Annotated in this window: 23 protein-coding genes and 1 riboswitch; of the genes, 13 read left to right on the plus strand and 10 right to left on the minus strand. The window is 46.4% G+C overall.

From position 1 onward, the window contains the following. Positions 1 to 28: 28 nt before the first annotated feature. The 4 genes from ribH to ribD all read right to left on the minus strand — a co-directional run bounded on the left by ribH (position 29) and on the right by ribD (position 3,646). Positions 29 to 496 carry a 6,7-dimethyl-8-ribityllumazine synthase gene (gene ribH, locus M3650_RS24845; RefSeq protein ID WP_251578733.1) on the minus strand — a complete coding sequence of 156 codons (468 nt, stop codon included), beginning with the start codon at positions 494 to 496 and terminating at the stop codon, positions 29 to 31. Between the two features lie 64 nt (positions 497 to 560). Further along, positions 561 to 1,799, minus strand: coding sequence for a bifunctional 3,4-dihydroxy-2-butanone-4-phosphate synthase/GTP cyclohydrolase II (locus tag M3650_RS24850; RefSeq protein ID WP_251578735.1), 1,239 nt, complete (start codon positions 1,797 to 1,799; stop codon positions 561 to 563). Between the two features lie 19 nt (positions 1,800 to 1,818). After that, a complete protein-coding gene (gene ribE, locus M3650_RS24855) occupies positions 1,819 to 2,496 on the minus strand; it encodes a riboflavin synthase (protein ID WP_251578736.1) in 678 nt (225 codons plus the stop codon). Beyond that, a complete protein-coding gene (gene ribD, locus M3650_RS24860) occupies positions 2,477 to 3,646 on the minus strand; it encodes a bifunctional diaminohydroxyphosphoribosylaminopyrimidine deaminase/5-amino-6-(5-phosphoribosylamino)uracil reductase RibD (protein WP_251578737.1) in 1,170 nt (389 codons plus the stop codon). Before ribD ends, ribE begins: the two co-directional genes overlap by 20 nt. 328 nt (positions 3,647 to 3,974) lie before the next feature. Then, a riboswitch (FMN riboswitch) is annotated at positions 3,975 to 4,132 on the minus strand. A 179-nt stretch (positions 4,133 to 4,311) separates the two neighbouring features. Between ribD and M3650_RS24865 the strand changes: the two genes are divergently transcribed. The 4 genes from M3650_RS24865 to M3650_RS24880 all read left to right on the plus strand — a co-directional run bounded on the left by M3650_RS24865 (position 4,312) and on the right by M3650_RS24880 (position 7,835). After that, positions 4,312 to 5,007 (plus strand): response regulator transcription factor, encoded by a 696-nt coding sequence (locus tag M3650_RS24865; RefSeq protein ID WP_251578738.1) that lies wholly within the window; start codon positions 4,312 to 4,314, stop codon positions 5,005 to 5,007. 6 nt (positions 5,008 to 5,013) lie between these two features. Then, positions 5,014 to 6,369, plus strand: a complete 1,356-nt coding sequence (locus M3650_RS24870; protein ID WP_251578739.1) for a sensor histidine kinase — start codon at positions 5,014 to 5,016, stop codon at positions 6,367 to 6,369. 13 nt (positions 6,370 to 6,382) lie between these two features. Then, positions 6,383 to 7,135 (plus strand): PepSY domain-containing protein, encoded by a 753-nt coding sequence (locus M3650_RS24875; protein ID WP_251578740.1) that lies wholly within the window; start codon positions 6,383 to 6,385, stop codon positions 7,133 to 7,135. 163 nt (positions 7,136 to 7,298) lie between these two features. Then, on the plus strand, positions 7,299 to 7,835 hold the full coding sequence (locus M3650_RS24880; protein WP_251578741.1) for a PepSY domain-containing protein: 537 nt from the start codon (positions 7,299 to 7,301) through the stop codon (positions 7,833 to 7,835). Between the two features lie 379 nt (positions 7,836 to 8,214). Here the strand turns inward: M3650_RS24880 and M3650_RS24885 are convergent, their stop codons facing one another. The 6 genes from M3650_RS24885 to M3650_RS24910 form a co-directional block, all read right to left on the minus strand. Continuing rightward, a complete protein-coding gene (locus tag M3650_RS24885; protein WP_251578742.1) occupies positions 8,215 to 8,931 on the minus strand; it encodes a transglycosylase SLT domain-containing protein in 717 nt (238 codons plus the stop codon). Between the two features lie 164 nt (positions 8,932 to 9,095). Then, complete coding sequence (locus M3650_RS24890) at positions 9,096 to 9,329, minus strand: hypothetical protein (protein WP_251578743.1); 234 nt, start codon at positions 9,327 to 9,329, stop codon at positions 9,096 to 9,098. A gap of 13 nt (positions 9,330 to 9,342) precedes the next feature. After that, complete coding sequence (locus M3650_RS24895; protein ID WP_251578744.1) at positions 9,343 to 9,615, minus strand: hypothetical protein; 273 nt, start codon at positions 9,613 to 9,615, stop codon at positions 9,343 to 9,345. 69 nt (positions 9,616 to 9,684) lie between these two features. After that, a complete protein-coding gene (locus tag M3650_RS24900; protein ID WP_251578745.1) occupies positions 9,685 to 10,122 on the minus strand; it encodes a hypothetical protein in 438 nt (145 codons plus the stop codon). A 192-nt stretch (positions 10,123 to 10,314) separates the two neighbouring features. Then, positions 10,315 to 11,292, minus strand: a complete 978-nt coding sequence (locus tag M3650_RS24905) for a phage lytic cycle repressor MrpR family protein (protein ID WP_251578746.1) — start codon at positions 11,290 to 11,292, stop codon at positions 10,315 to 10,317. 26 nt (positions 11,293 to 11,318) lie between these two features. Beyond that, entirely contained in the window at positions 11,319 to 12,644 is a 1,326-nt protein-coding gene (locus M3650_RS24910) for a DNA sulfur modification protein DndB (RefSeq protein ID WP_251578747.1), read from the minus strand. 157 nt (positions 12,645 to 12,801) lie between these two features. On the opposite strand from M3650_RS24910, the gene M3650_RS24915 reads away from it, so the two are divergent. The 9 genes from M3650_RS24915 to M3650_RS24955 all read left to right on the plus strand — a co-directional run bounded on the left by M3650_RS24915 (position 12,802) and on the right by M3650_RS24955 (position 24,472). Then, positions 12,802 to 14,076, plus strand: coding sequence for a hypothetical protein (locus tag M3650_RS24915; protein ID WP_251578748.1), 1,275 nt, complete (start codon positions 12,802 to 12,804; stop codon positions 14,074 to 14,076). 215 nt (positions 14,077 to 14,291) lie between these two features. Beyond that, the gene (locus tag M3650_RS24920; RefSeq protein WP_251578749.1) at positions 14,292 to 15,014 is read left to right on the plus strand and encodes a hypothetical protein; all 723 of its coding nucleotides are present in this window, start codon (positions 14,292 to 14,294) and stop codon (positions 15,012 to 15,014) included. A 41-nt stretch (positions 15,015 to 15,055) separates the two neighbouring features. Beyond that, a complete protein-coding gene (locus tag M3650_RS24925) occupies positions 15,056 to 15,826 on the plus strand; it encodes a hypothetical protein (RefSeq protein ID WP_251578750.1) in 771 nt (256 codons plus the stop codon). A gap of 452 nt (positions 15,827 to 16,278) precedes the next feature. Further along, positions 16,279 to 16,761 carry a hypothetical protein gene (locus M3650_RS24930; protein ID WP_251578751.1) on the plus strand — a complete coding sequence of 161 codons (483 nt, stop codon included), beginning with the start codon at positions 16,279 to 16,281 and terminating at the stop codon, positions 16,759 to 16,761. 17 nt (positions 16,762 to 16,778) lie between these two features. Beyond that, positions 16,779 to 16,940, plus strand: a complete 162-nt coding sequence (locus M3650_RS24935; protein ID WP_019420059.1) for a hypothetical protein — start codon at positions 16,779 to 16,781, stop codon at positions 16,938 to 16,940. Between the two features lie 51 nt (positions 16,941 to 16,991). Next, entirely contained in the window at positions 16,992 to 22,562 is a 5,571-nt protein-coding gene (locus M3650_RS24940; protein ID WP_251578752.1) for a phage tail tape measure protein, read from the plus strand. Between the two features lie 13 nt (positions 22,563 to 22,575). Continuing rightward, positions 22,576 to 23,169, plus strand: coding sequence for a distal tail protein Dit (locus tag M3650_RS24945; protein ID WP_251578753.1), 594 nt, complete (start codon positions 22,576 to 22,578; stop codon positions 23,167 to 23,169). 14 nt (positions 23,170 to 23,183) lie between these two features. Then, positions 23,184 to 23,819: a hypothetical protein gene (locus M3650_RS24950; protein ID WP_251578754.1), complete on the plus strand. Its 636-nt coding sequence runs from the start codon at positions 23,184 to 23,186 to the stop codon at positions 23,817 to 23,819. Positions 23,820 to 23,830: 11 nt separating this feature from the next. Further along, positions 23,831 to 24,472, plus strand: a complete 642-nt coding sequence (locus M3650_RS24955) for a phage tail family protein (RefSeq protein ID WP_251578755.1) — start codon at positions 23,831 to 23,833, stop codon at positions 24,470 to 24,472. Positions 24,473 to 24,483 lie beyond the last annotated feature (11 nt).

The following is a 24,483-nucleotide window of genomic DNA, read 5'->3' on the forward strand; positions in this document are numbered from 1 at the left end:
CCAAAAAGGGCACTACATTAAATAAGCACTATTTTAACTGATTCGTCAAGTTTGCCATCTCAATCGCGGTAGCAGCCGCTTCCCACCCTTTGTTGCCGGCTTTCGTTCCAGCACGCTCAATTGCTTGTTCAATGGAGTCGGTAGTCAGCACACCGAAGATGGTCGGTACGCCTGTCTTCATATTCACTTGCGCTACGCCTTTAGCAGCTTCACTGCATACATAGTCAAAATGTGGAGTGGATCCGCGGATAACCGCACCGAGCGTAATGACGGCATCATATTTGCCTCTTTCTGCCATTTTTTGAGCAATTAAAGGAATTTCAAATGCTCCCGGCACCCAGGCTACATCGATTTCATCATCCTTGACACCGTGCCGCTTCAAAGCATCAAGCGCCCCAGATACAAGTTTGCTTACAATAAACTCGTTAAAACGTCCGGCAACAATCCCATATTTCAATCCATCGGATACTAAATGTCCTTCAAATATATGTGGCATAGGTGAAACCTCCCATAGAGTTTGAGTATTAAATTGCAGGTTGCGTGCAAATGAAATGCGCCTGTCATTGGTTGTGTTCGTTCTGTTCAATCGAATCAAATTTCAGCATATGGCCCATTTTATCGGCTTTCGTGTGCAAATAGCGCGTGTTGTCCTCATTTTCTTCCATTTGAATCGGAACACGTTCAACCACTTCAAGCCCGTACCCTTCGAGACCTTTAATTTTGCGCGGGTTGTTGGTCATAAGCCGGATTTCACGCACACCGATGTCTTTCAGTATTTGCGCACCGATGCCATAATCGCGCAAATCCGGAGGAAAGCCCAGCTTCAGATTCGCATCAACCGTATCCAAGCCCTGCTCTTGCAGCTTATAGGCTTTAAGCTTATTAACCAGTCCGATACCGCGACCCTCTTGACGCATATAGAGCAGCACTCCCGTTCCCTCTGTCTCTATCTTCTGCAAGGCGGCAGCGAACTGAGGCCCGCAATCGCAGCGGTGAGAATGGAAGACGTCACCCGTCAAGCATTCGGAATGAACGCGGACGAGCACGGGCTGCGTACCGTCGATGTGACCCTTCACGAGAGCAATGTGTTCTTTGTTGTCGACTTCGTTCGTATACGCAATCGCCTTGAATGTGCCGAAGTCGGTCGGCATGTTCACTTCTACTTCGCGACGCACCAGATGTTCCTTCTCATTGCGGTAATGAATAAGGTCCTTGATGCAAATGAGCTTTAAACCATGCTTTTCCTTAAGTTCCATCAAATCCGGCAGACGAGCCATCGTTCCATCTTCTTTAATGACTTCGCAGATGACTCCAGCAGGACTGGCACCGCACATACGGGCCAGATCGACCGCCGCTTCGGTGTGTCCCGCACGACGGAGCACGCCGCCCGACTTCGCGATCAGCGGAAAGATATGGCCGGGACGGCGGAAGTCATGCGCCTTAGCTGCCGGATCGAGCATCTTCAGAATCGTGAGTGAACGCTCATGGGCCGATATCCCCGTCGCCGTGTCCACATGGTCGATAGATACGGTGAATGCGGTGCCGTGGTTGTCGGTGTTGTGTGTAACCATAGGCGGCAGTTCGAGCTCTTCGGCACGTTCCGCTGTAATTGGAACGCACACAAGCCCCCTTCCTTCCGTAATCATGAAGTTGATTACTTCTGGAGTCGATTTATCCGCAAGCGCGAGAAAATCACCTTCGTTTTCGCGATCCTCGTCGTCTACGACTACGATCACTTTGCCTTGCATCAAATCGTAAATAGCATCTTCGATCGAATCAAAGTGAATGATTTCATTCATGGAATTTCCCCCTTATCGGTTACATAAAGCCGTGCTCTGCCAAAAAAGCGGCGCTCAGCGAACTTGACTTTGCCGTGCTGTTCTGCTTGTCTTCCACGGAGGATATACGATAGTTAAGCAAATGCTCGACATATTTGCCAAGTACGTCGCATTCAATATTCACCGTATCGCCAGGCTGTTTGAAAAAGAGCGCCGTCTCCGCCAGCGTGTGCGGAATAATGGATACGGCGAACTCGCCTTGCTCAGAATGAATGATCGTCAGGCTAATGCCGTCTATCGAAATCGAACCTTTCGGGATCATATATTTCGCCATGTCAGGCCGTGCCGCTCTAAATTCGAACACGACCGCATTATGCTCCGGCGTCCGGCTCACAATGGTGGCCATCCCATCCACGTGTCCTTGCACAATGTGACCGCCAAAGCGGCCGTCTGCTGCCATTGCCCGCTCCAAATTAACAGGGTCGCCCGGACGCAAATCTTTCAGATTCGTATGCCGGAATGTTTGCGGCATCACATCCGCCGCAAACGATGAACGGTTGAAGGAGGTAGCCGTCAGACAGACACCGTTGATAGCGATGCTGTCTCCTATCTTCATGCCCTCAAGCACGCTGGCCGCTTGAATGTTCAGCACCATCGCCTCACCGCGCTTGGTCACGGACTGAAGCTTTCCTATCTCTTCAACAAGCCCCGTGAACATCGTCCTCTACCTCCTTATCACATTCTGAAGCTCCCCCATTTTCGGAAGATTTCCCGTATGGATAGCCGGTAATGCAAATATTATCTCCTAGCGTTTCTACTTTTACTTGCTGCAGCCGATACGCATCCTGCATGCGTTCGACACCGGCAAAAGAGAAGTTTCCCGGCGCGAGGCTGCCGCCTGCAATAATCGGCGCATAGAACAAGATGACTTTGTCGATGAGACCGGCTTCCAGCATCGCTCCGTTCAGTTGGCCTCCGCCTTCGAGAAGGACGGAGCCAATCTCGTGCTGGCCGCACCATATCATCATTTGCCGCAAATCCACATGTTCGCCGTCCCCTGCCGTAATTACCTCGGCTCCAAGCTTCTGTAAAGCAATCCGCTTCACTTCATCTGCGTGCGAGGTCGTAAAAATAACCGTTGGTGCGAGACCGTCCGTCACCACCCTGGCATCTATCGGGAGGCGCAGCTTGGAATCTACAATGAGGCGCATCGGATGCAAGCCTGCAACAGCGAGGCGAGTCGTGAGCGATGGATTGTCTGCCAGCACCGTTCCGCTGCCGACCATGATGGCTTGGTGACGATGACGCATTGCATGCACCCGCTCGCGCGCTTCCGCATTGGATATCCATTTGCTGTCTCCGGCAGACGTCGCAATTTTGCCATCGAGCGTGCTGGCTGTTTTAAGCGTAACGTACGGGAGACGTGTCGTAATATATTTGGCGAACATTTCAATTAGCTCGCGCCCCCGTTCCTCCAGCACCCCCACGGTAACCTCGATGCCGTTAGCGCGCAGCAGTGAAATACCGTTCCCCGCTACGGCCGGATTCGGATCTTGGCACGCAACGACGACGCGGCATACGCCAGACTCCACCAAACGCAAGCTGCAGGGAGGCGTTTTCCCATAGTGACTGCATGGCTCAAGCGTCACATAAGCGGTTGCGCCTTGGGCCGAATCTCCCGCCATATGCAGCGCATGCACCTCTGCATGGCCTTCACCGCGCTTTAGATGTGCGCCAAGTCCGACTACGCGGCCTTCACGCACAATGACACATCCGACCGCAGGGTTAATCTCCGTTTGCCCCACCGCCCGTTCCGCCATGCCGAGCGCCAGCTGCATGTAGAATTCATCATTTATGACATCGTGCACCGATTTCAATCCTCCTTTCCTGCAATTCTTCCCTGATCGGGTTATTCGGGAACAAAAAAAGCCCTTCGGTTCCTCCGAAGGGCTAGAGCATATGAGCTTACAGGTATGTACTTCATTTCACAATTAGCCAAAGCAAACGCGACGTAAAAATCGGCAGTAAAAATAACACTTTTTCAGAAAATTCTAAAAACGCGTGTTCAAAAAGGTCCTTTTTGAACAACAGCTGAAAAAGTATCATACGCCAATATAAACGTTGCACACAGCTTCGTGTGTACTTCGCATTGTGAAAAAAAGAACTATAAAGAACCAAAAAAAGGTCCTTCTCCTGACGCCCCTTCTCCCATCCAGACTATACTGTCGGCTCCGGAATTGCACCAGATCCACCGTGCGAACTTGCTCGCCCGGGTCACGGACTGAGGACTTGCCGAGATTCGGTCATCGCCCATCACCGCCGGTCGGGAATTACACCCTGCCCTGAAGGTAAGTCAAAATATATGAATGATAAAGCCTTGCGAATAGAAGTTTATCATTAGTCGCTGTAAAATGCAACCGGGCATCCCCGCTCATGTTGAACATGACACGATAACGGGATATCCTTAATTACAGCACGTTTTGCCGAAGCGGCACAATATAGACCCATACGATATATTCCGGGAGATGCAACGATGAACAATGGACACATCTTAATTATTGAAGACGAAGTAAAAATAGCGCGCGTAATCAAGCTGGAGCTGGAGTATGAAGGCTACACGGCGGACATCGAACATTCCGGCACCGAGGGACTTCGAAAATATAATGAGCAGCAATGGGATCTCGTTCTGCTGGATGTGATGCTGCCTGGGCTCAACGGTCTCGAGGTGCTGCGCCGCATTCGGGCAGCTGAAGATATGACGCCGGTCATTCTGCTGACGGCAAGGGACTCTGTTCCGGACAAAGTGAGCGGTCTCGACATGGGCGCGAACGATTATATTACGAAGCCGTTCCAGATCGAGGAGCTGCTTGCTCGAATCCGGGCGTGTCTTCGCACTAGGCAACAGCTGCAGCAAGGCAACGATGGGAATGAAGGTTTGCTGGAAATCGCCGATCTTGCGCTGGATGAGAAATCCCGCACAGTTACACGTCATCTCGTCCCCATCGAGCTGACGGCACGCGAATTCGATCTGCTCAAGTTCCTGATGATGCATGCCAACCAAGTGTTAAACCGGGAACAAATTTTGAGCAATGTGTGGGGATACGATTTCGTGGGCGATACGAATGTGGTGGACGTGTATATCCGATATTTGCGCAAAAAAATGGATTATGATTATACTCCCCCGCTCATTCATACCGTGCGAGGCGTGGGATATGTGCTGAAGGAGTAGCTTCCAATGAATCTCAAACACAAGATTCAGTTGTTCTCGACGGTAGGAATGCTATTCATCGTCCTTATTATTAACACGTCTATCTATTTCCTTTTCAATCGCATGATAACGAATGAAGAGCTAGATCGGATTGCAATGCGCACCCAGAGCATCGCCGAAGCCATGAAGCCTTCCAAGCTTGCAATCCCGGCTGCCGAATTGCTGCGCGCATACTTGCCATCGTCTGGCATGATTCGCGTCATTAAGGAGGATGGGCGTTCTATCGTGACGGTGACGAAGGAGCCGGAATTCGCGGGCATTGCTCCGACCTATAAGAGCGCGCAAACGACAGAGTTGTCCAAATTGAAGGGCACTCTCATCGCAAAGTCGTATTTCCCGATCATTTGGAGTGACGGCAGCATCGCCGCCCTGGAAGTAACGGAAAGCCTGGCATCGGCCCAACAAAATATGAAGCTGCTGCTCGCCGTCTTAATTGCCGCATCGCTCGTCGTGCTCATCCCTTCCTTTATTGCCGGTAAAATGCTTAGCAATGTCATCTTGCGTCCGATACACTCTTTAAATGCGACCATGTCAGAAATTAGACGCAACGGAGTTTTCAAAAAGCTTGAGCTCACCGGCAGCGCAAACGATGAATTGGTTCAATTGGGCAACACGTTCAACAGCATGATTGACATTTTGAAGAACAACTTCGAGAAGCAGCAGCAGTTCGTCTCTGACGCCTCCCACGAGTTGAAGACCCCGCTCACCGTCATCGAGAGCTATGCGCGTATGCTGAAGCGTTGGGGAATGAACAAGCCAGAGGTGCTGGAAGAGTCCGTCGAGGCGATCTACTCCGAATCCGTCCGGATGAAGGAGATGGCGAACCAACTGCTCTCGCTTGCCCGGCATGATATGGAGCAGGCCGTTGAGTTGTCTCAGGCGGATTTGCTGCAGCTTGGCGAAGATGTGGTTAGGCTGATGCAGGCGGTGCATGACCGTCCGATTACGTTGTACAGTGAAGAGCGCGAGGTAGGTGCCTTCGTCGATGAACAGATGATGAAGCAATTGATGTTCATCCTGCTTGATAACGCGTTGAAATACAGCAAGTCCCCTATCGAGCTGCACATGGGCTGCGATGATGCTGGTGCGTTTTTCAGCGTCAATGACCGCGGGATTGGTATTCCACAAGAAGACATCCCGCACATCTTCGATCGGTTCTACCGGGTGGACAAAGCCCGCAGCCGGGAAACCGGCGGCACAGGGCTAGGCTTATCGATTGCGAAGCAAATCGTCGACGCCCATGCAGGAACGATTGACGTGAACAGCATAGAAGGCGCAGGAACAAGCTTCATGGTAAGGATTCCAGTGAAGACACTGCGATGAGGTGGTTACTAAAATGAATCGAAACAAGCGCATTGCATTCGGCGGTGTCATCGCAGCCATCCTCTTGATTGCGGGGATAGCCTGCCTGGTATTTAATCAGCGGCCATCTTTGCTGTCCGAACAAGAGATCAAGACAAAGGTCGAAGCCGTCTACCCCGGAAAAGTGACGAAGCTGGAATTGAGTGGCGGCAAAGGACACGCTGTATATACCATGCTTTTGAAGTCGTCGAATGGTGCCTACGACATTCAGGCCGATGCGGTGACAGGAAATATTGTTCATGTAGCAGCGTCCCGCAGCAATGTCACTGACAACACTCCGGCTCCCGATGTCGCTCCTAAGCCGGTTGTGACGGAAGAACAGGCGGAGCGCATTGCGCTCTCGAAGTCACAAGGTGACGTGACGGAAGTGAAAAAGAGCAAGCGCAACGGCAAGGAAGTATATGTGGTCACCATCCAAACCAAAAATCACGGCAAAGCGATCGTCGAAGTGAGTGCGGACACCGGTGACGTCGTGTATATGTCAGAAGTCGAAGATGCTGGCGGCACGTCAGAAGACAAGCCAACATTACAGCCGAAAATTAGCGCCGAACAAGCAAAAAAAATCGCGATCGCTAAAGTGAAAGGCACAGTGCACTCGGTTGAACTGGAGGACGACGACGATACCCTTCTCTACGAAGTGGAAATCATTACGTATAAAAAAGAGGAGGTAAAGATAGAGGTTCATGCTTACACAGGAGAGGTGCTGTCCATCTCATGGGAAGACTAACTTAAGGTTGGTCAAAAATCTCCCTTTTGATCATGAAGCATCCCGTGAGGTCATTCGTCATCGCATTACTGTCTCTCATCAAATTTTAATCTTGTTATCGTGTTCTTCTCATGTTGACGACCTATGATGAAGCTAAGTTAAACCAAATTAGGAGGTCACAAACATGAAAAAGATCATTATCCTATCATTGGCTGGAGCATTGACGTTGGGAGGAGCAGCTGCCGTTACGGCCCAACCGTGGAGCACCAAAGACGGAAGCCAATCACAGCATCAGGCGAAAATAAGCAAAGAGCAAGCGAAGAAGCTTGCCCTGCAAGCATATGCAGGCACTATTGAAGAAATCGAGCTTGAAATAAAGGACGGACGGCTCGTCTACCAATTCGATTATGACAACGATAAGACTGACGTTTACGTGGATGCAGAATCTGGAAAGGTGTGGCAGCACCACGATGACGAGGACCATGAGGATTGTGCTGATTCCCATTCCAAACCTAACGTTACCCAAGTGAAAATCAACAAGGAGCAGGCAAAACGGATCGCGCTTGCCGAGGCAGCCGGTACTGTGAAGGAAGTCGAACTGGACGAGGATGACGGCAGCTATGTATACGAGGTGGATATACGGACAGGCAAGGGAAAGGAAGCCCAAGTCGATGTCTCTGCAACAACAGGAAATGTATTGAAAGTCGAATGGGACGATTAAAACAGGGAATATTTGTCATTATAAGGGAGGGGCTAACTGCCTCTCCCTTAGAATGATGCATTGCGAAAATACACCTTTCGGAACGGATCGGACACCGAGATGTTCCTGCTGCCGTTCTAATAGGTCATCTCTGACAGGGTTGCGCACGGGATTTATCGAGCTCTCGTAATACATATTAATAAGAGGCGTAATGAGAATGGGAGGATATATATTCGGAGTTAATAGAATGCTTCATAAGTGCTTCATAGTAAACTTCAATAATAAGTACGATTGTTATCAAGTGAGCTTTTGCGCTCACTGCTTGCCTCTTTCCCATTACGGTAATCGTTGACACCAGTACGGCTCATCTTTTAATCCCTAGTAATCCATGTTGCTCTGACTACGAGTGCTTTGCTGCTTCCCGCTCAAAATGTTTCTTATACTTCATCACTTTTTTCGTATAAGAGCTGTCGATCGTGCCTTTATTGTTGATCCATCGCTCCGAGCCTGCCCGGCCGCGATTATATGCGAGCAGCATCGCTTTCTCCAGCTTTTCGCCCTGATACGTGTCTTCCCAATATTCCCTGCATTCAATCAGCTCTTCAATGCCAAGCCGGATATTGTGGTCCGGATTGAATACGTCCAGATTGCTGACGTGAATTTCCTTCGCCAATCTGCCGATGTTCCGTGAATTCATCTGCACCAAGCCGTAATCGGTCGTACCGTTATCGTTATGATAGACGGTTTTGGCGTCGAAGTTGCTTTCCGCTTTGATGAGCGCCAGGAACGTGTAATAGTTAATACCTTCCGCGCTCGTTTCCTTCCAGATGATATCCAGAACTTCATCGGACAATGTGACGGATGGGATATTCGGACGACGGTTATCGCTCACTCCGAGGACGGATACTTCTTTTGTTTTTATCTGTTCCGCCTTGACCCCCTCGCTAGCTTGCACGACTGCAGATCTGTCCTTAATAAACGAACGTGAAATATCGACGACAATTGCTTTGCTTGCCCTCCATTTTTCCAACAACAGCGCTACCTTGTTCGTTTCTTCCCGAGCCGGGGGAGTAATCAACACCAATGCGCTCAAGATAGAGAGAACTATTTTAGCCATATCCAACTCCTTATCATGTTCTCCAGAATATATCAGGCTTGTCCATTCAGAGGAGATTCTGCCGAACACATCTTTACATTAAACCATATAATCGCGCATAAAACACGCCTTTACATCAATTACCACAGTTATTACAGCAAATTTCCATGGATTCTCATTCGTTTTCAATACATATATTTGCAGTTTCGAAGTGGAACGACTGGAAAATCAGCTTGCTCCATTCTCGCTAATAGAGAGCCCAGCAACTTGTATTCGGACGTTGTTAACGCAAAATCCGATTGCATATGATGTGCCTGTTCGAAGCACATGCAAACCAATTGGTATAACGCTAACGTTTGTTCCGAATCTAGTGATATGAAGAACGCAGTCTCGTTCGGATCGATATTGGTATGATTCATCGGTTCAACTCCACTAGGAAGGATTGGACCAATCGTATTGGGCCATATATTGTTTTTTCCGTTGATAATCTGTTTCTGCCCCGCCATACTTTTCAAAATCATATAAAAAATGTTGAAATTGAAACATCCGATCTTCGACTACTCCGCCAATCTTAGGTCTCCCATATTCATCAGACTGCAATTCTTTCGTTTTGACCAATTTGGTGCGTCCTTCCTCCTCCACTTGATGCCATTTGTATTGCGGAATCAATACGCGCTTAATCGTTTTCTCATAATTCGGGACCACAGGAATCACCTCTTCATTTTATGTATATTTTACTTTTATAATGTCAGGAAGAAGCTTGCTGTCAGCCTCTCACCATTTTGCTCGTACTATTTTACTCAGCGAATTATACCATTCGTCATGGATACAGATGTTGTATACTCTGGAAGGAGACAACTCACCGCGAACTATTTTTTGATCGAGCTTCACTAATTCCCAGCTTGAACACTTTTTACGGAACAGCTTTTCCAAGGCGGTTATGCGATTTTTATAATAATCAAATATAAATTCAATTTCAGAATAGTTACTGCGTTTCCAACCAATATAATCGTCTGTAGCTTCCTCTAGCGCATCCACATCTCCACTAAAAAAACGATGCCAATCGTCAACATCTTGTTCAGCTTGGATGGCCTCCTCTATTGCACGAAACGTGCTTCCTTCCGTACATAGGCCGCAAGCTTCAATTAACCACAATAAAAAATAATCTCGCTTGCTTCCCCATTCTTCCTTTACCATTGGACATGCTGCCATTCAAGAACCCCCCTCTGTCTGCTATATGCGTGTTCAAAAAGACCATGGAACTTGTTGAACAACCTCTATATTTCTAGTATAAGGGGCATTTATGATGGCGGATTACAGCAACCTGTTTATTATCACAACATTTTTTTAAAATAATCTTATAGTTTTTTGCCGCTCTATAAGTTTGGCAATATTGTTTTCCGCCTACTTTTCGTTACACTTATATAGCTCTCTAAGCTTAGGAAGATTCAAAAATTCATTTCGAATGCGATAACCGCTCTGTTCTGATTCTTCATTGAATTGCTTCATGATCAACTTATATTCGCTTCGTTCCAGTCGTTCGAACTGTGCGTATAAATTTTTGGCCATCGCCAGCATCCCCGAGTAGCGAATATTCATTGGCGTGAAGCTCGGTTCCTTAATTTCTTTGGCAATGTTAGATAGTCTGCGGTGAATAATATTTTTTTCGGCCTCATTAAAATGCTCTGTTCTGGTGTGAGAAGATTTTATGACATAATTATTTTCGACCAACCATGCTGTCGGAGCTTTAATATCGATGCTTGGATTCCCGTTTTTCTTTTCGTATTCACTTTCTCGCAGCGCTTTCACACATAAATCAATGCATTGCTCGCTGACGGCAATCGTTCTGCGGTTGCCTTTATCGTCTAACAGTGTCAGCTGATTGCTCGTTGCATCCACATCTTCGCTCTTTAAATTCAGCAGCTCGCTATTCGCAACGCCGCGGACGCCGTTGAACAATAAGCTGACGATGACGGCATCCTGGGCATTGACGCATTTTAAAATAATTTTATCGATTTCTTGATCCGTCCAATACTTCTTTATCCCTTTGATAACAAACTGCTCTTTCCACTCTTTCGCTACCCCATCTAATGGATTGAGACCATGTGCCAGACCTTCGTCTATCGCCCAATCTATATATTTCGACACCCATGTCACGTTGGCTCGGCTTGAGTACACTGTCTTGGGCAAGTACAAATAAAATAAGCGTCTTAGTTGTTCGCGATTAAAGTCATACAGATCCTTGTTTACATCATTTTCGAGCGTCTGAGACACTTTAAACAGTCTGGCTATTATTTTTTGGGTGCCTGCGGCGTACTCCTGCATGAACCTGCGCTTCACTTCTTCATTGTAAAACTTATTTTCATAAACGATATTGGCCATTGTTCCACACCCCCAGAAAGCTTGATTTACATGAATTCCTCAACTTTTTGCTCAAAAAACTGTTTAATCTGACGCTTTACTTTGTTGGAATTTACTTTTCCTTGTGTCGTCATCAGCTCATCGAATGGCGAGCCATCACGAGATAAATCGATGCTTCCAATTATACGAACAATTTCATCGACCGGATAATCTTTTCCATACGTGTCGTACAATTTTTTGGCTACGACGATAAACCCGACAAATGTATTATGATGATTAATCCAGCTTTTTTTCGTCGTTTCCTGCATATTGGTTACAAATTCTGCTTCAAAAGCGGGAATCAAGTAGCCAAAAAACTTCTTTAATACTTCGGTAATATCATACCGATCTTTGTTATTTTGAGGCTCGAAAATATGATCGATTGATTCAGACAGGACCGCAAAGTTGGTAAGGTAATCCATCTTCTTATCGATTGAAGTCTTAATAGATATTCTTTTTTTCAATTCCGGAAGCAGCATCAGATCTTTAGCGACCTGTGCACCGATGCTCTCGGCCATATAATGCTTAACTAGCGTCTTGTCAAAACGATTGACCGTATTGATCTGTCCAAGAAGAAATTGTGCCTCGCTTAGCGGATAATATTTAATCGCTACATTCATTATCCCTTCATAATCCGGTTCTTCCTCAAGGACGTTCAATATCGCTTGGACGCGGTGCATCCCATCGATCAGATTGACTGTCGTTCCTTCATAAACGGTTAAGCTGCCAGCTTCGTATGCAACGCGATCATGTCCATCAACTAATATATTGATAAGCAGGGTATCCGCCTTATATTTCCCTTCAAGCATCAAGCGTGTAATATTTTTTACACTTTTCAAATTGATATCCGGTTTTTCGGTTATAGTACCGTCCTTCAGCAGCTTATTCTTTGACAATCGTTGCGCTTGCAAATTGTACGTAATCACCTTGGAATTCCATAATCGTCGAATCTCCTGATAAGACAGCATCGTGACAAAGTCTCTTCCCGATGGGGCTGCGATTACCCCTTCCATCGTATAAGGCAACGTAATGTCGTCCTTGCTTTGACGTTCATATTTAGCCGCTTTCGCTATTTCTCTCTTACTATAAAAATGGGCGGGAGCAGCCTGCTCATTGCCGGTTACTTCGTACAAAGCTAAGGTAAGCACACATAATTCTTCCTCTGACAAGCTATGAATGACTTCATAATTCGCTAACATTTCAATAAACAAGCTTCTTGGAAAGCAATGTCTCTCTACTAATAGGTTATCAATCTCTCTTTGTTGTTCTTTATTTTTAATAATGTCCGCAAATAAGGAAGGCAACGTATCGAATAATAATAATTCCTCCGTCATTATCCCTTCTCCTTTCAAGTCCACACTCTTCGTGGATATAATAGCATACGCTCATATAAGTGAGAACTATATATCACCAAATGCGAACATATGTTTGTTTTTCTTGGAGTTATGCTGTAAAATGATTGTACGAAACGACTCCAGGAGGCGATTGAACATGGAAGAGAAATATATACTATATGATATCAAAAACGAAGGCTTAAAAGATTTGCTCTATCAACTATTTCAGCAGCTTGATTATTCCTTGCAGTATGGCGATGAACGCGTCGCATGGTGTGAAGAGGTGTTGCGCAAGCAATCATGGCTCCATAGCTACATTCAAACCAAGCAGTTCTCAAACAGACATATAAAAACAAATAATGATTTCTTATGTGAAAATGATGAATTTTCCGAGTGCTTATCCAAAATAGCCGACTATATTTTATTTACGGATTTCCGGGACGAACCGCACCAACAAGATGTGCTTTCTGGCAAGTGCAATAATATAAAAAATGAATATCCTACTCTATCTGAGCATAGAAAATCGACAAATAAATATAGAGAAGCGCTCGTATTTGAGAACGTTCCAGAATCGAAGCTGCCCCTCCAAGAGCACAGCATTCAAGAGATGTTAATCAAACGAAAATCCGAGAAAAGACAACAGGAAGATAGAAAGGTTTCAAAAAAAGATATCGAGAAGTATGCGCCGCTCCAACAAATCATGCTGAATATTCATCATTTAGAGAAACAACTGCAGGCAACAGCTACAGCAGCTGCCAATAATCAGCCATTGAACGATGTCAAAGCACGAAAAATGAGGAAGCTGCTTGGAGAATTAAAGTACGAAATGTTTATTGTTAGAGAAAAGTTGCGCGGCGTTTTTTCATTTGAATCGAGCGGCACCTCCGTCTATGTATGGGATGAGGATACCGGTTATTTTGACGAAGACCATTATACTTCAGTAAGCGACAATAAAATTGATTTTAAAAAGGGAGAACATATTCAAGGTATTTTGCTGCATTATTTTGAACTGAGCTCAAAATATGTCGGCCGTGTTGATGAAGACTTATATGAAATACTAAGGGAGGTTAAGGAATTAGCTACAATTACCAACTTAAAGCCAAAGGAAAGAGATGTTCTGAATATCCTGCTGCAGCAAAGTGAGTCGTATCGGATGAATATGTCCTACATCCATCATGAGAAGACCAATGATATTTTAACGGATGACAAGCTGACCGATCATGAAAAGCGGTGTAAGCTGATGACCTTTACGATAAATCCGAAGACGGAAATCATCAGACGCGCCACCGAACATGTGCAGCAGACCTATTCCAACAAAGCCAATATGCGACAAGTGAAACGAATGGTACAGAGCATCGCTGATAAAATATCGAAAACCTATTGCGTGTCGTATAACAGATACATAACAAAGCGTAAAAAGGGGCTCTTATAGACACCTGAAAAATTTTAAAATGGAAAAGTGGTCATTTTTCCTCCAATGCCTCTATATATAGTGAGAGGATGAGAGAGGCGGCGTATCTGATTATTAAAAGCAAAATATACATAATTAAAATATTAGAAACGGAGTGGTGCGCAATGAACTTCATTGTATAAAGACGATACTTATGAGCTATGCACTACATAATAAGCATTCATTGAGGGATCAACATGCATATTAACCGGCTAGCAGCTTTTCTCGGAAGACCCGTGTCATTGGATCATGGAATCCGCCTCTACTCTCCTCTAATTGATGACATTGCCGAGGTCGGCGAGCATAACTATTACATTTATCTGCTGTTTTGTTCTTTTGATAAAGAAAAAATTTTTAAAGATGTGTTTCGCATCGATGATGACAGATATTCGATAATCGAATCTGCAGATGACTATGAATTGTTGACGCTTGAAGAGACAACGAAGGCCTATCTATGCAATGCCCTATCCTTCTTTACAAAGGATGACGTGCAGTTCGATAGCGCAACGCGGCAATTTGTTGTTGATGGCAGGCCTTTTCTTACGAAAGAAAACTATCGTTTCTGTTCCCGTGTCATTCAAGAGCTGAATGGCCAGGTCAGTGAGGCTAAAGCTGAATTAAAACCAAAAAATAATAAAGCTAAAATCATGTTCGAGAAGTTGAAAAGGGCCAGAAGGAAATACAATGATGCGGAGCAAAATGCCTTAGAACTGAAAGACATTTTGTCCATCCTCTGCAGTGCAGAAGGCAACGATATCAATGTATTTAATGTCGGCCGACTGACCGTCTATCAAGCGTACGAGCAGTTCGAACGAATCGGTCTGAAGGAAAGCCACAACCGCATGCTGCCCGTCTGGGCGAATGGTTACATGAAAGAAAATGACCAATTGCCTGAATGGATTGTTAAAAGCAAATTATAGTTTTTTTAAAATTAAACAGACATATTAGGAGGATTTACACTATGACATTAGGAAAATACGGTTCCCGCGAAATTTTGGACACACAAATTATTGATTACGCAACAAACGCGCCGATCTTATATATGGACTACGCCACGTCCGCACAAAATGAATGGACGGGTGAAACGGTATACGCACGCGGCGGAAGCGGCAACCCGCGCCGAATTGCATGGAATGGCGATAAGGGCGCTACGCTTACGCTGGAAACGCAAATCTTTACGATGCAGCATCTCGCCTTGCTGGCAGGCGATGAAATTACGAACGGCCCGCAAAGCATCTACAAGCGTGAAATCGTTCTGGTTGAGAGTGACGGATCGAACGGCAAGAAAATCAAGCTGAGCAAAACTCCAGTTGGCGGAAATAAAGCGGTTAGCGTATTCGAGTTTACTAACGGCGTTACAGGCTCCCCTCAAGACGTGGCGTCGGTAACCTCTGCCGAAGTGAAGCTTGCTGACACTTCCACCGTGGCTGTAGGTCAAGAAGTGGAAGTATATTATCAATTCCAGGCGACGACTGCTCATAAATTGTCCTTTAACGCGAAGTCGTTCCCGAAATATGTGAAAATCGTCGGCGATACACTCTATGCCGATGAAGTGAGCGGCGAAATGGTTCCGATGCAAATGACTTATTACAAGGCGAAACTCCAGCCGAACTTCACCCTGACGATGAGCCCTACTGGTGATCCTAGCTCGCTGTCCCTCGTGTTTGATATTTTCCCTGCGAAGGTAAATGGCGTGGACACGCTGGCAGATATGGTCATTTACGAGGATTAATCGACACTGCGGCTTCAGGAGGCAGATCTACTGAAGCGGCCTGAAAAGCGGCCCGCTGGAGATGCCTAAGAGGCGGTTCCACTGGAACGCCTAAAAGGTGGAACTGCTGGAACAGCCCAAGAGACGGATCCACTGGAAAATGTGCAGCAGAAAGTTGGGTTTGCGCGGCTAAGCGGCCTGTTAATTGGATTTGATCCAATGGATTTGACTATTTTTCTGTGCATACACCGGAATAAGTGCAAAAGCAATGAATCGCATTGGACATATTCCAATGGAACTTAATCTTAAGCGGTCTCCATGCTGCTTTCACTGCACAGAATCCAATGGATGTCACATTGGGGGGGAAGATTGGGAGGCGTTCGTTCCGCTTCTGTCCCAGTTGAATCCGTTTCGCTTTTATTTAGGGGAGTATTCTTCCTCCCCTATTTCATTTTAATAAGGAGGAATCCGACATGGCACAACTCAAAAATCTCACCTTGACCCAGGTAAAAAAAGAAACCAATGAAAAATACAAACCTAAAAAACAAGTCGTGTTCGACAACAACACGAAGGTCGATGTCGAGACCGTATTTCGCCCTTCCCGGAAAAACAAGCTCAAAGCAGAGCTTTTGCGCATCTTGACCGAAGCATTGACAACCAAGCAGCCATTTGATGCCGGCCTGATTCTGGGCCTCGAAACGATGCTGGCCATCAAGTACTTTACGTCGCTGAAGACCGATGCTGAAACCTTTGAGCAATATATGGAGATGCTTCATTTGCTCAATGATGGCGACTATACCGAAAAGATTTTGGATGCTTTTGAAATCGATGAGCTGCACATGCTGTTCGAGGAATTGGATGCCGCTCTCGGCGTATTCAACCAAGCGATCGATCGGGAGCTTGAAAAATGGAACAGCGAACACACAGATACGAAAAAACATACAGAGACCGCTTAGTAAAGGAGTGAACGTTTATGCCTAAATATGAATTGTCGGACAACATCGTCAGCAACATTTTGCAATTTCTGAACCGAACGCCGGTCGAAGGCTTCTCTCAGCAGGATGCGATGTATGAAATCCGCTACCTGCTCTCCCACCCCATCGCGGAGGAGCACGACACCCAAGAAAGTGAATGAGCATGCTGACGAATGCGCATGCGCTCATCATGAAGGAAAGGAGTGGAAGCCATGAAAACCGATTTAACTCTGCTGACCGGTTCCTTGAATATTACGAAGACAGTTGAAGAGATCAATAAGGCAATCAAAAAGATCGAGAAGCATCCCAAGCTTAGTAAAGTAAAACTAATCATCGACAAAAATCCATCGAAATTAATTCAGTCAATTACAGCTTCATTTCATAAGCTTAATCAGGAATCGAAAGAGCATTCTCGCATGCTCAAAAACCTAACGTCCCAATATAATAGCCTGGAGCTTGGCAAGATCGTCACAACGGCAAGCGCGGCCGCTTTCCAGGATCAACTGCAATCCGCCGAGAAGAAGACCAATTTATGGTCGACAGCTCTGGAAAGGCTGAAAACGCCTCTCCGCCTGCTGCAACTCACGGCAAACACGATTATTGAAGTTGACAAGCAAATGACGCAGTTGAAGCTTGTCATGAACGAAAGCACGGACTTCGACGGCTTGCTGTCTAAAAATATAAATTCCGCAAAAGAGTTGGGCCGCTCCATCACCGATCTGAATGCAGCGACAAGCAACTTTGCCAAGAAAGGCTATTCGGAACAAGACGCGCTTGAGTTAGCCAAAACATCCGTCGTCACTCAAAATATTAGCGATTTGACTCCCGACCAATCCGTACAAACCCTTACTACGGCCATGTCCGCGTTCAACATCGAAGCGAGTAAAGGAATAACCATTATCGATAAGCTCGCCGATGTGGACAACCGCTATCACGTGACGACGAGCGACCTCGCCGATGCGTTAAACAAGGCTGCATATACGGCTAAATCATACGGCGTATCCTTGGACGAGCTGATTGGCCACAGTACCGCCATCATGACGGTTACCCATGAGACGGGTGCGGCGGTCGGCGATTCCATCCGCACTATTTATTCCAATCTGATGTCATCAAGCGATGCGGCGGCAGAACTGAGCAATATTGGGATATCCTTCAAAGAGAGCAGCGGTCAAGCTAAAACGGCAAGCGCCATTTTAGAAGAGCTATCTGCGAAATGGTCGTCATTATCTGCCGCCACGCAGCAGAACATTGCCGTGACGCTGGCAGGAAAAGATGAATTAACAAGCTTTCTTGCTTTGATGAATAATTATGAGACGGCCTTGGATGCGACGGAATCCTCCCTCCATTCCAGAGGAGCCGCCATAAAGCAAAACGGTATCTATATGCAGTCCCTGGAAGCCAGAATCAATACGATGAAGACGGCATGGGAAGAGCTTGCTCTCAAAATGGGCGATGCCGTCATTACAGATTCGCTTATACAGTTGATTAGCGCGGCAAGTGCGCTCGGCGACGTCTTCTCATGGTTGACCGAACACTTCGGCGTGCTGCCAATCGTGCTTGGGACAACAGTAGCGGCTTTGCATATGTTAAACGCAGGTTTTAAAAGCTTTATTGCGACGAACGCCATAACGATTGCAGGGCTTTTTGGCGTGGCTCCAGCAGCCGCAGCGGCAAGCACGGGCGTCAGAGGACTGTCGGCAGCTATCAATTCCTTGAAGATTGGACTTAAAGGGTTGGCTGCCTCAACCGGCATTGGTTTACTTTTTGCTGCTGCCGGTACAGTACTAGAATGGTTCATCAATAAAACATCGGATACAAAAGACAGCATGGACGGGCTAAATGATTCCTTTGAGCGAGCTGCCCAAAAATCGAGTGACTTTGATCATTTAAAAGCCTTATCGCAACAATATGAAGAGCTTGCACGATCTGAAAATTTGAATGTTCAAGAAAAAAATAAGCTTGCTTCCATTGAAAATGAGCTGCAAACCAAATTTGGACTCACAATCAAGTCAATTGACGGACAATCCGGCGCCTATGCAAGCAACAATGAACTCATCCAGCAACGCATCTCCTTATTGGACAAAGAGATTAAAGCCGAAAGAGAGAAAGCAGATCTCGAATATCGCCAAGATAAAAAAAATATTGATAAAGATGTGGCTGATAAAGCGGCTAAAAAAGAATCCGCCGAAAAAAGATACAATAATGCCGAACAAAATTATCTTAATATTCTCAACAAAGTAGAAAATAATGAACCATTAGAATTGAAATACAGTAGAAAAACGGGAGTTCGAATCGATAAAACTCTTGATCCCCAAAAGGATAAAGCAGAAATTCAAAGCTATGTCGAGGAACTTGCAAAAGCATTCAATGAAGCCCGCGAATATTATGTCGATACAAGCACTGAATTCGATCAAGCATTTCAAAAAGTAGAACAAGCGAATAAAGCTTCTTTCGCAAGACATATCGACAACTTGGAGCAAGAAGGAAAAAAAGTCGGCGACACTACGAGAAGCTTGTTCGATGCATTAGCTGCTGTATCTGCAGAAAAAAATTACGATTTTACTAAGGAAGAATTAACCCGTATTTTTGATGTATTCAATTCAACAAGTCCCGATAATATCGATAAATTAAAAGATTCATTTTTAGAACTTCCTCACCCAATTGAGTTAACTAGCAAAGAGCTTGGCCTATTTGAACAAATAGTGAAACAAGTGAGCTTTTCAACCATCACAAATCAACAAAAAGAGTTAGATGCAGCAAGCAGAGATCTGCAGCAGACCGTCAACAGTACAGAAAACGAATTGAAATATTTGAATCAAACCTTGTATGACTTAGAACGAGGGCAAAAGTTATCAGCTGAAGCCGTAACGGATCTATTGAAAAAATACCCTGAGCTTGCCGGCGAGGTAAGTAAAATGGGAGACGGATGGACGATTGAGGAGTCAGCAGTAGAAAGCGTTCGCCAAAAAAAGTTAGATCTTCTCAGAGACTCCCTCATGGCAGAACGCGGAATCACAGGTACTCTACATACTGAACTGCAATCAAGACTGAGGAACTATGGAATCGAGTTGTCAAGCATCAAGGATCTTGCAACTGCAAGATTGGAAGCAGCAGACATACCCACTATCGATATACCGTCCAATATTTATAATCATTTACCTGAACATGCAAAACAAATTTTCGAAGAAAAAAATCGGCAAGCGGAAAAAACAAAAGAAGATTTAATAAATTACGGTAAAAACTTAGAGACCATTAATGACCTAGAGCAAACTATGAAAGATCGGTTGTTCGGCGTGAAAAACTCATCTTCGTCCGGCTCCTCCTCCAGCAGCAAAGACAAGGCTGCCTATGAGTCCCGTCTCAAAATAAACAAATTAGAGGACGCCGTCAATAAAGCAAATGCGGCGCTGGACAAAAACCAACAGAAGCAGGATGAAGCCAACGCCTCCGGTAAAGATTACGACAAAGTACTCAAAAATAGACTGACGCTCTACAACAATCTTACGAAAGCCTTAGATCATCTAAAAAACTCGCATGTCAAACAGCAGCAAGAACTAAGAGGCGTCCTTGGCAAGGCCGGGCTGCTTGATAAGAACGGCGATGTCATCGAGAACGTCGGCAAAAAGCTGGAATCCATCGCCAACAGCGGCACGGAAACCATTCAAGGCCATTCTATCCAAACGATCGAATCCTTTGTCGAACAATATCTCAATCTTCCCCAGCAAATCAATGACACAGATTCAAAATTGAACCAAGCGGTCATGGGCATAGCGGACACATTCGGCAAAGGCCTGGAACGAATTCAAAGCACCAGCGAACATAAACAAGCCAAGTCCAAGCATAAAATCGCCATGCTAGGTGAAATCAACACCACGAAAGAAAAAGAGCTGTTGGCTAAGTATACGGAAGAGATTGTTCAGAACATCGTCAACGAGCGAAAGCAAATCAATGATGAAATCTATAAAACCCAGCAATTTATCCGAAGCAGCAAGTCTACGGATGCACAGAAACGGGCTGCGGAAATATACCTGAAGACTTTGCTGGATGCTCAAAACAATAAGTATGAGGAGGTAGTCGCTCAATCTGAGGACCTCGGAAAAAAACAAGCGGACGCCCTCATCTCCGGGTTCGAGGATCAAATTAAAGAGCTGGAATTCCAGAAAAGCCTGTTGGGCTCATTGGACACGCCCGAGAAGCAGCAAGCGGCCAAAGACATCGACGAGGCCATTGCTTCCGTTTACACCCAAGCTGCACAATCCATTGAATCGCAAACCGCGGAATTGACGCGGAAATTAAATCAGAGCCAATCCATCACGGAAAAGAGCCGTACCCAAGCCAAGCTTGATGCTCTCAATGAATATCAGCGCACCGTATTGAAGAAAATCGCCGATATGAACAATGCGGAATGGAAAGCCAGATCCGATCGGGCTGACAGCATCATCGAGAATTACAAGAAAATGCTCCAGAAAGAAAAAGAGCTGCGGGAGCAAGCGATTGAAGAAGAAATACGAGTCGAAAATGAGCGTCATAACAATAAAGTCAAACATTTAGATGACGAGCTAAAACGATACGAAGACATCATTAACGCTCAGCTGAAGTCGCTGGATCGGGCCAATGCGGAAGAGGATTACGAAGCGCAGTTCAATAAATTGATGAAGGAACGGCAGGACATCACCGACAAAATCAATGTGTTGGCGCTGGACAATTCCTTTGAAGCAAAAGCAAAGAAAAAAGCGCTGCAAGAGCAGCTCGATTCCAAAAATGAAGAAATCGACAAGTTCAAGCTCGATCGCGAGCGCGAGCTCGTCAAAGAAGGCCTCTCCGATCAGCTCGAAGACCGGAGACGAACGATCGAGAAAGAAAGAGAGCTCGCAGATAAGCAGCACGAGGACACACTGGACAAGCTTGATCAGGAGAAACGCAAAGTCGAGCGTCATTATAAGCAAATTCTAGAAGATGAAAAATACTTCTATGACATGAAGCAGTCCCTGCTCAGCGAAGATAAAGTCGCCGTATATACGGCCTTGGACGAGATTCAATCGAAATATGATTCGTTCTTTACTTATCTCGAAGGACAAAGCGAGCTGTTCGGCAAGAAAATAGCTGACAATATGAGATACGGCTTTGAGCAGGATTATAAAAATACGCAGGAGTATCGCGATACTGTCGATTCGTCCGGCAAAGCGCCTTCCGGCAGCTCCGGTGTGCCGGGACAAGCAGGCGGAGGCAAGCAGACCGAAGATGCTGACAAGCAGAGAAGCTGGAAGGAGTACCTTGCCAATAAGCAGCGCGCCGAATCCTTGACCAAGCAAGTGATCCAGCTGCAACGAACCGCTCCCAATTCGATTGACATCGTTCATATCAAAGAAGAAATCAATAAGCTGCGCAAATTAAACAACGATTATCGCAACAAATACAATTTCCCGGATCAATCTTATGATCAGTTAAAAAATATGAAGCCGTTCTCCGCGAAGTCAGGCGGCATGACTCCCCCTTGGGGAGGCAACAACGGCAAGTTCCTGCTCGCCCACGAGAAAGAAATCATTTTGAATCAATCCGATTCCTTCAATTTATTGAAGGTGGTTGATATTACTAGAAATGTAGTCGATTCCATTCGGAACATGAAGCTGCCAAGCTTCACGCAGCAGCAAAACACCACGCATGCCGGCACGACGATTCAGAATTTGCACGTAGCCATTACGGGAGCCTTCGGCCCAAAAGACGGCGGCGATATGGCTGCTTCCTTAATCAATGGACTCAAAGCGCGCGGCGTGAATATTTAGGAGGTGACATCCATTGACAATCAGATCTTCCGAATCCTTCTCCTATGCCGGGATCAAATGCAGCGATTACGGAATCGTGAATGTAAACATTAACTCGGGTTTGCTGGAAGAACCTTTCGCGGCCCCGCGCACGCTGCAAGAGGTCAGCATCGGCGGACGCAGCAAGCCTTATTTCCAAGGCATTGCGAAAGACCCGCTTAAATTTCAAGTGTCATTCGCCTTTGAACAGACGTGGGATACGCGGCAAATCCGCGAGATTGCCAGATGGCTGACGGAACAGGATTATTACAAGGAGCTGATCTTCTCCAGCGATCCCGAACGCATCTTCTATGCCCTGGCAGTCGATGAGCCTACACTGGTTCATAACGCGCTGTCGCAAGGCTATGTCAATCTCACGTTCCGCTGCGATTCGCCCTATTCTTACTCCCCTGTCTATTCATCCCCCTGGTATGAATGGCAAGATACCCGTCTCGACCATCGCATCAGCGATTTCTCCGCAGGCACGAAGCCAGGCCTGGCCGAAGATGCCTCCGGGCAGCTCGTGCTGGACTCCAAGGTGCCGCGATGGAGCGACTATTCCGGCGCAGCCTGGCCGGATATTACATAAGAAAGGAGCACAACATGTCACAACTAACGAAAAAACTGAAGCTGCACATCCCGGAGTACACGGATGAGATCTATCAAACGATTCAAGAGCTCGGCGAGAACTTCTCGACCTTGGATAAGGTATCTAAAGATTATGCCTTGTCCCCTCCTGTAGAGGGCTTATGGGATCAGAACGATATCATATGGAATTCGAAGCCCGCCATTGGCGAGTATGCCGGCTGGGTCAATACACGTACGGGACGGACTGCTCCTCAATGGGAAGCACTGACTTCCTATCGCAACGGAGACTATATCATTCCGCCTGAAGACAACGGCCATGTATACACGTGCATTCAAGCAGGCCATTCCGGCGTGATGGAGCCCGTCTTTCCGACCGCTGCGGATCGGGAAGTCCAAGACACGCGCGGCGCTTCCACCTGGCAACGGTCCAAGCTGTATTTTAAAAACGATATCGTCTTCCCGACCGTTGACAACGGCCGTTTTTATGTGTGCATCACCGAAGGCGAAGCCGGAGCGGCCGAACCGGCCTGGACCTTAACGAGCGGAACGAGCATCTACGATAATACCGTGGTATGGCTGGGATATCGCATTGCCAGATGGAAGGAAAGCGGAATATCGGCGCTTTTCAGACCATTTGGGAAAATTGATTAGAGGTGTGAGCGATGGCAAATTGGCTTTCTTTAAGCAACCTGTTAGGCGTCTACACTTCTCCCCCACTAGATATATCCCTGTATGGAGACGGCGCACTGACGCAGATGACGTGGAAGAGCGATGCTCCTCCGAACTGCAAAGTCCATGTGCAGACCTCCCTCTCGACGGATCAAGGATATTCGTGGAGTGATTGGAAGCCGTGCGTGAATGGCGGCAGCATTCCGGACGCCGAGATCGACACGCCGCTGCACGATACGCTGCTCCGATTTCGGGTCATTATGGAGTCTGATCGATACTCGGTCTCCCCTGCCTTCCGCGAACTCTCCCTGCATTTCGAGCCTGTTGCCGTATTCGACAACAAAGGCGATCTGAATTGCAAGCCGGAGATATGGATAACCAAGCAAGGACAAGGCGAATTTGCCGTGGTCAACACGTCGCAAGGCAACGCCGAGTTCCGCTTTGCGGATTTGCTTGATCAGGAAACGGTATATGTCAACAGCGAGCAGGAGCATATCGAGACGAGCTTGGCCGCCACCTATCGGTACGGCAGCTTCAATGACAACTATTTGGACCTTCCGCCCGGCAAAAATGTGCTTAAAATCCGCGGGAACGCCAACTTCCAATTCCGATATCAATTCCAACGCATTCAATAAGGAGGTGAGCC

This window comes from Paenibacillus sp. MER TA 81-3, assembly GCF_023713585.1.
In the GTDB taxonomy this organism is placed as follows: Bacteria; Bacillota; Bacilli; order Paenibacillales; family Paenibacillaceae; genus Paenibacillus_B; species Paenibacillus_B profundus.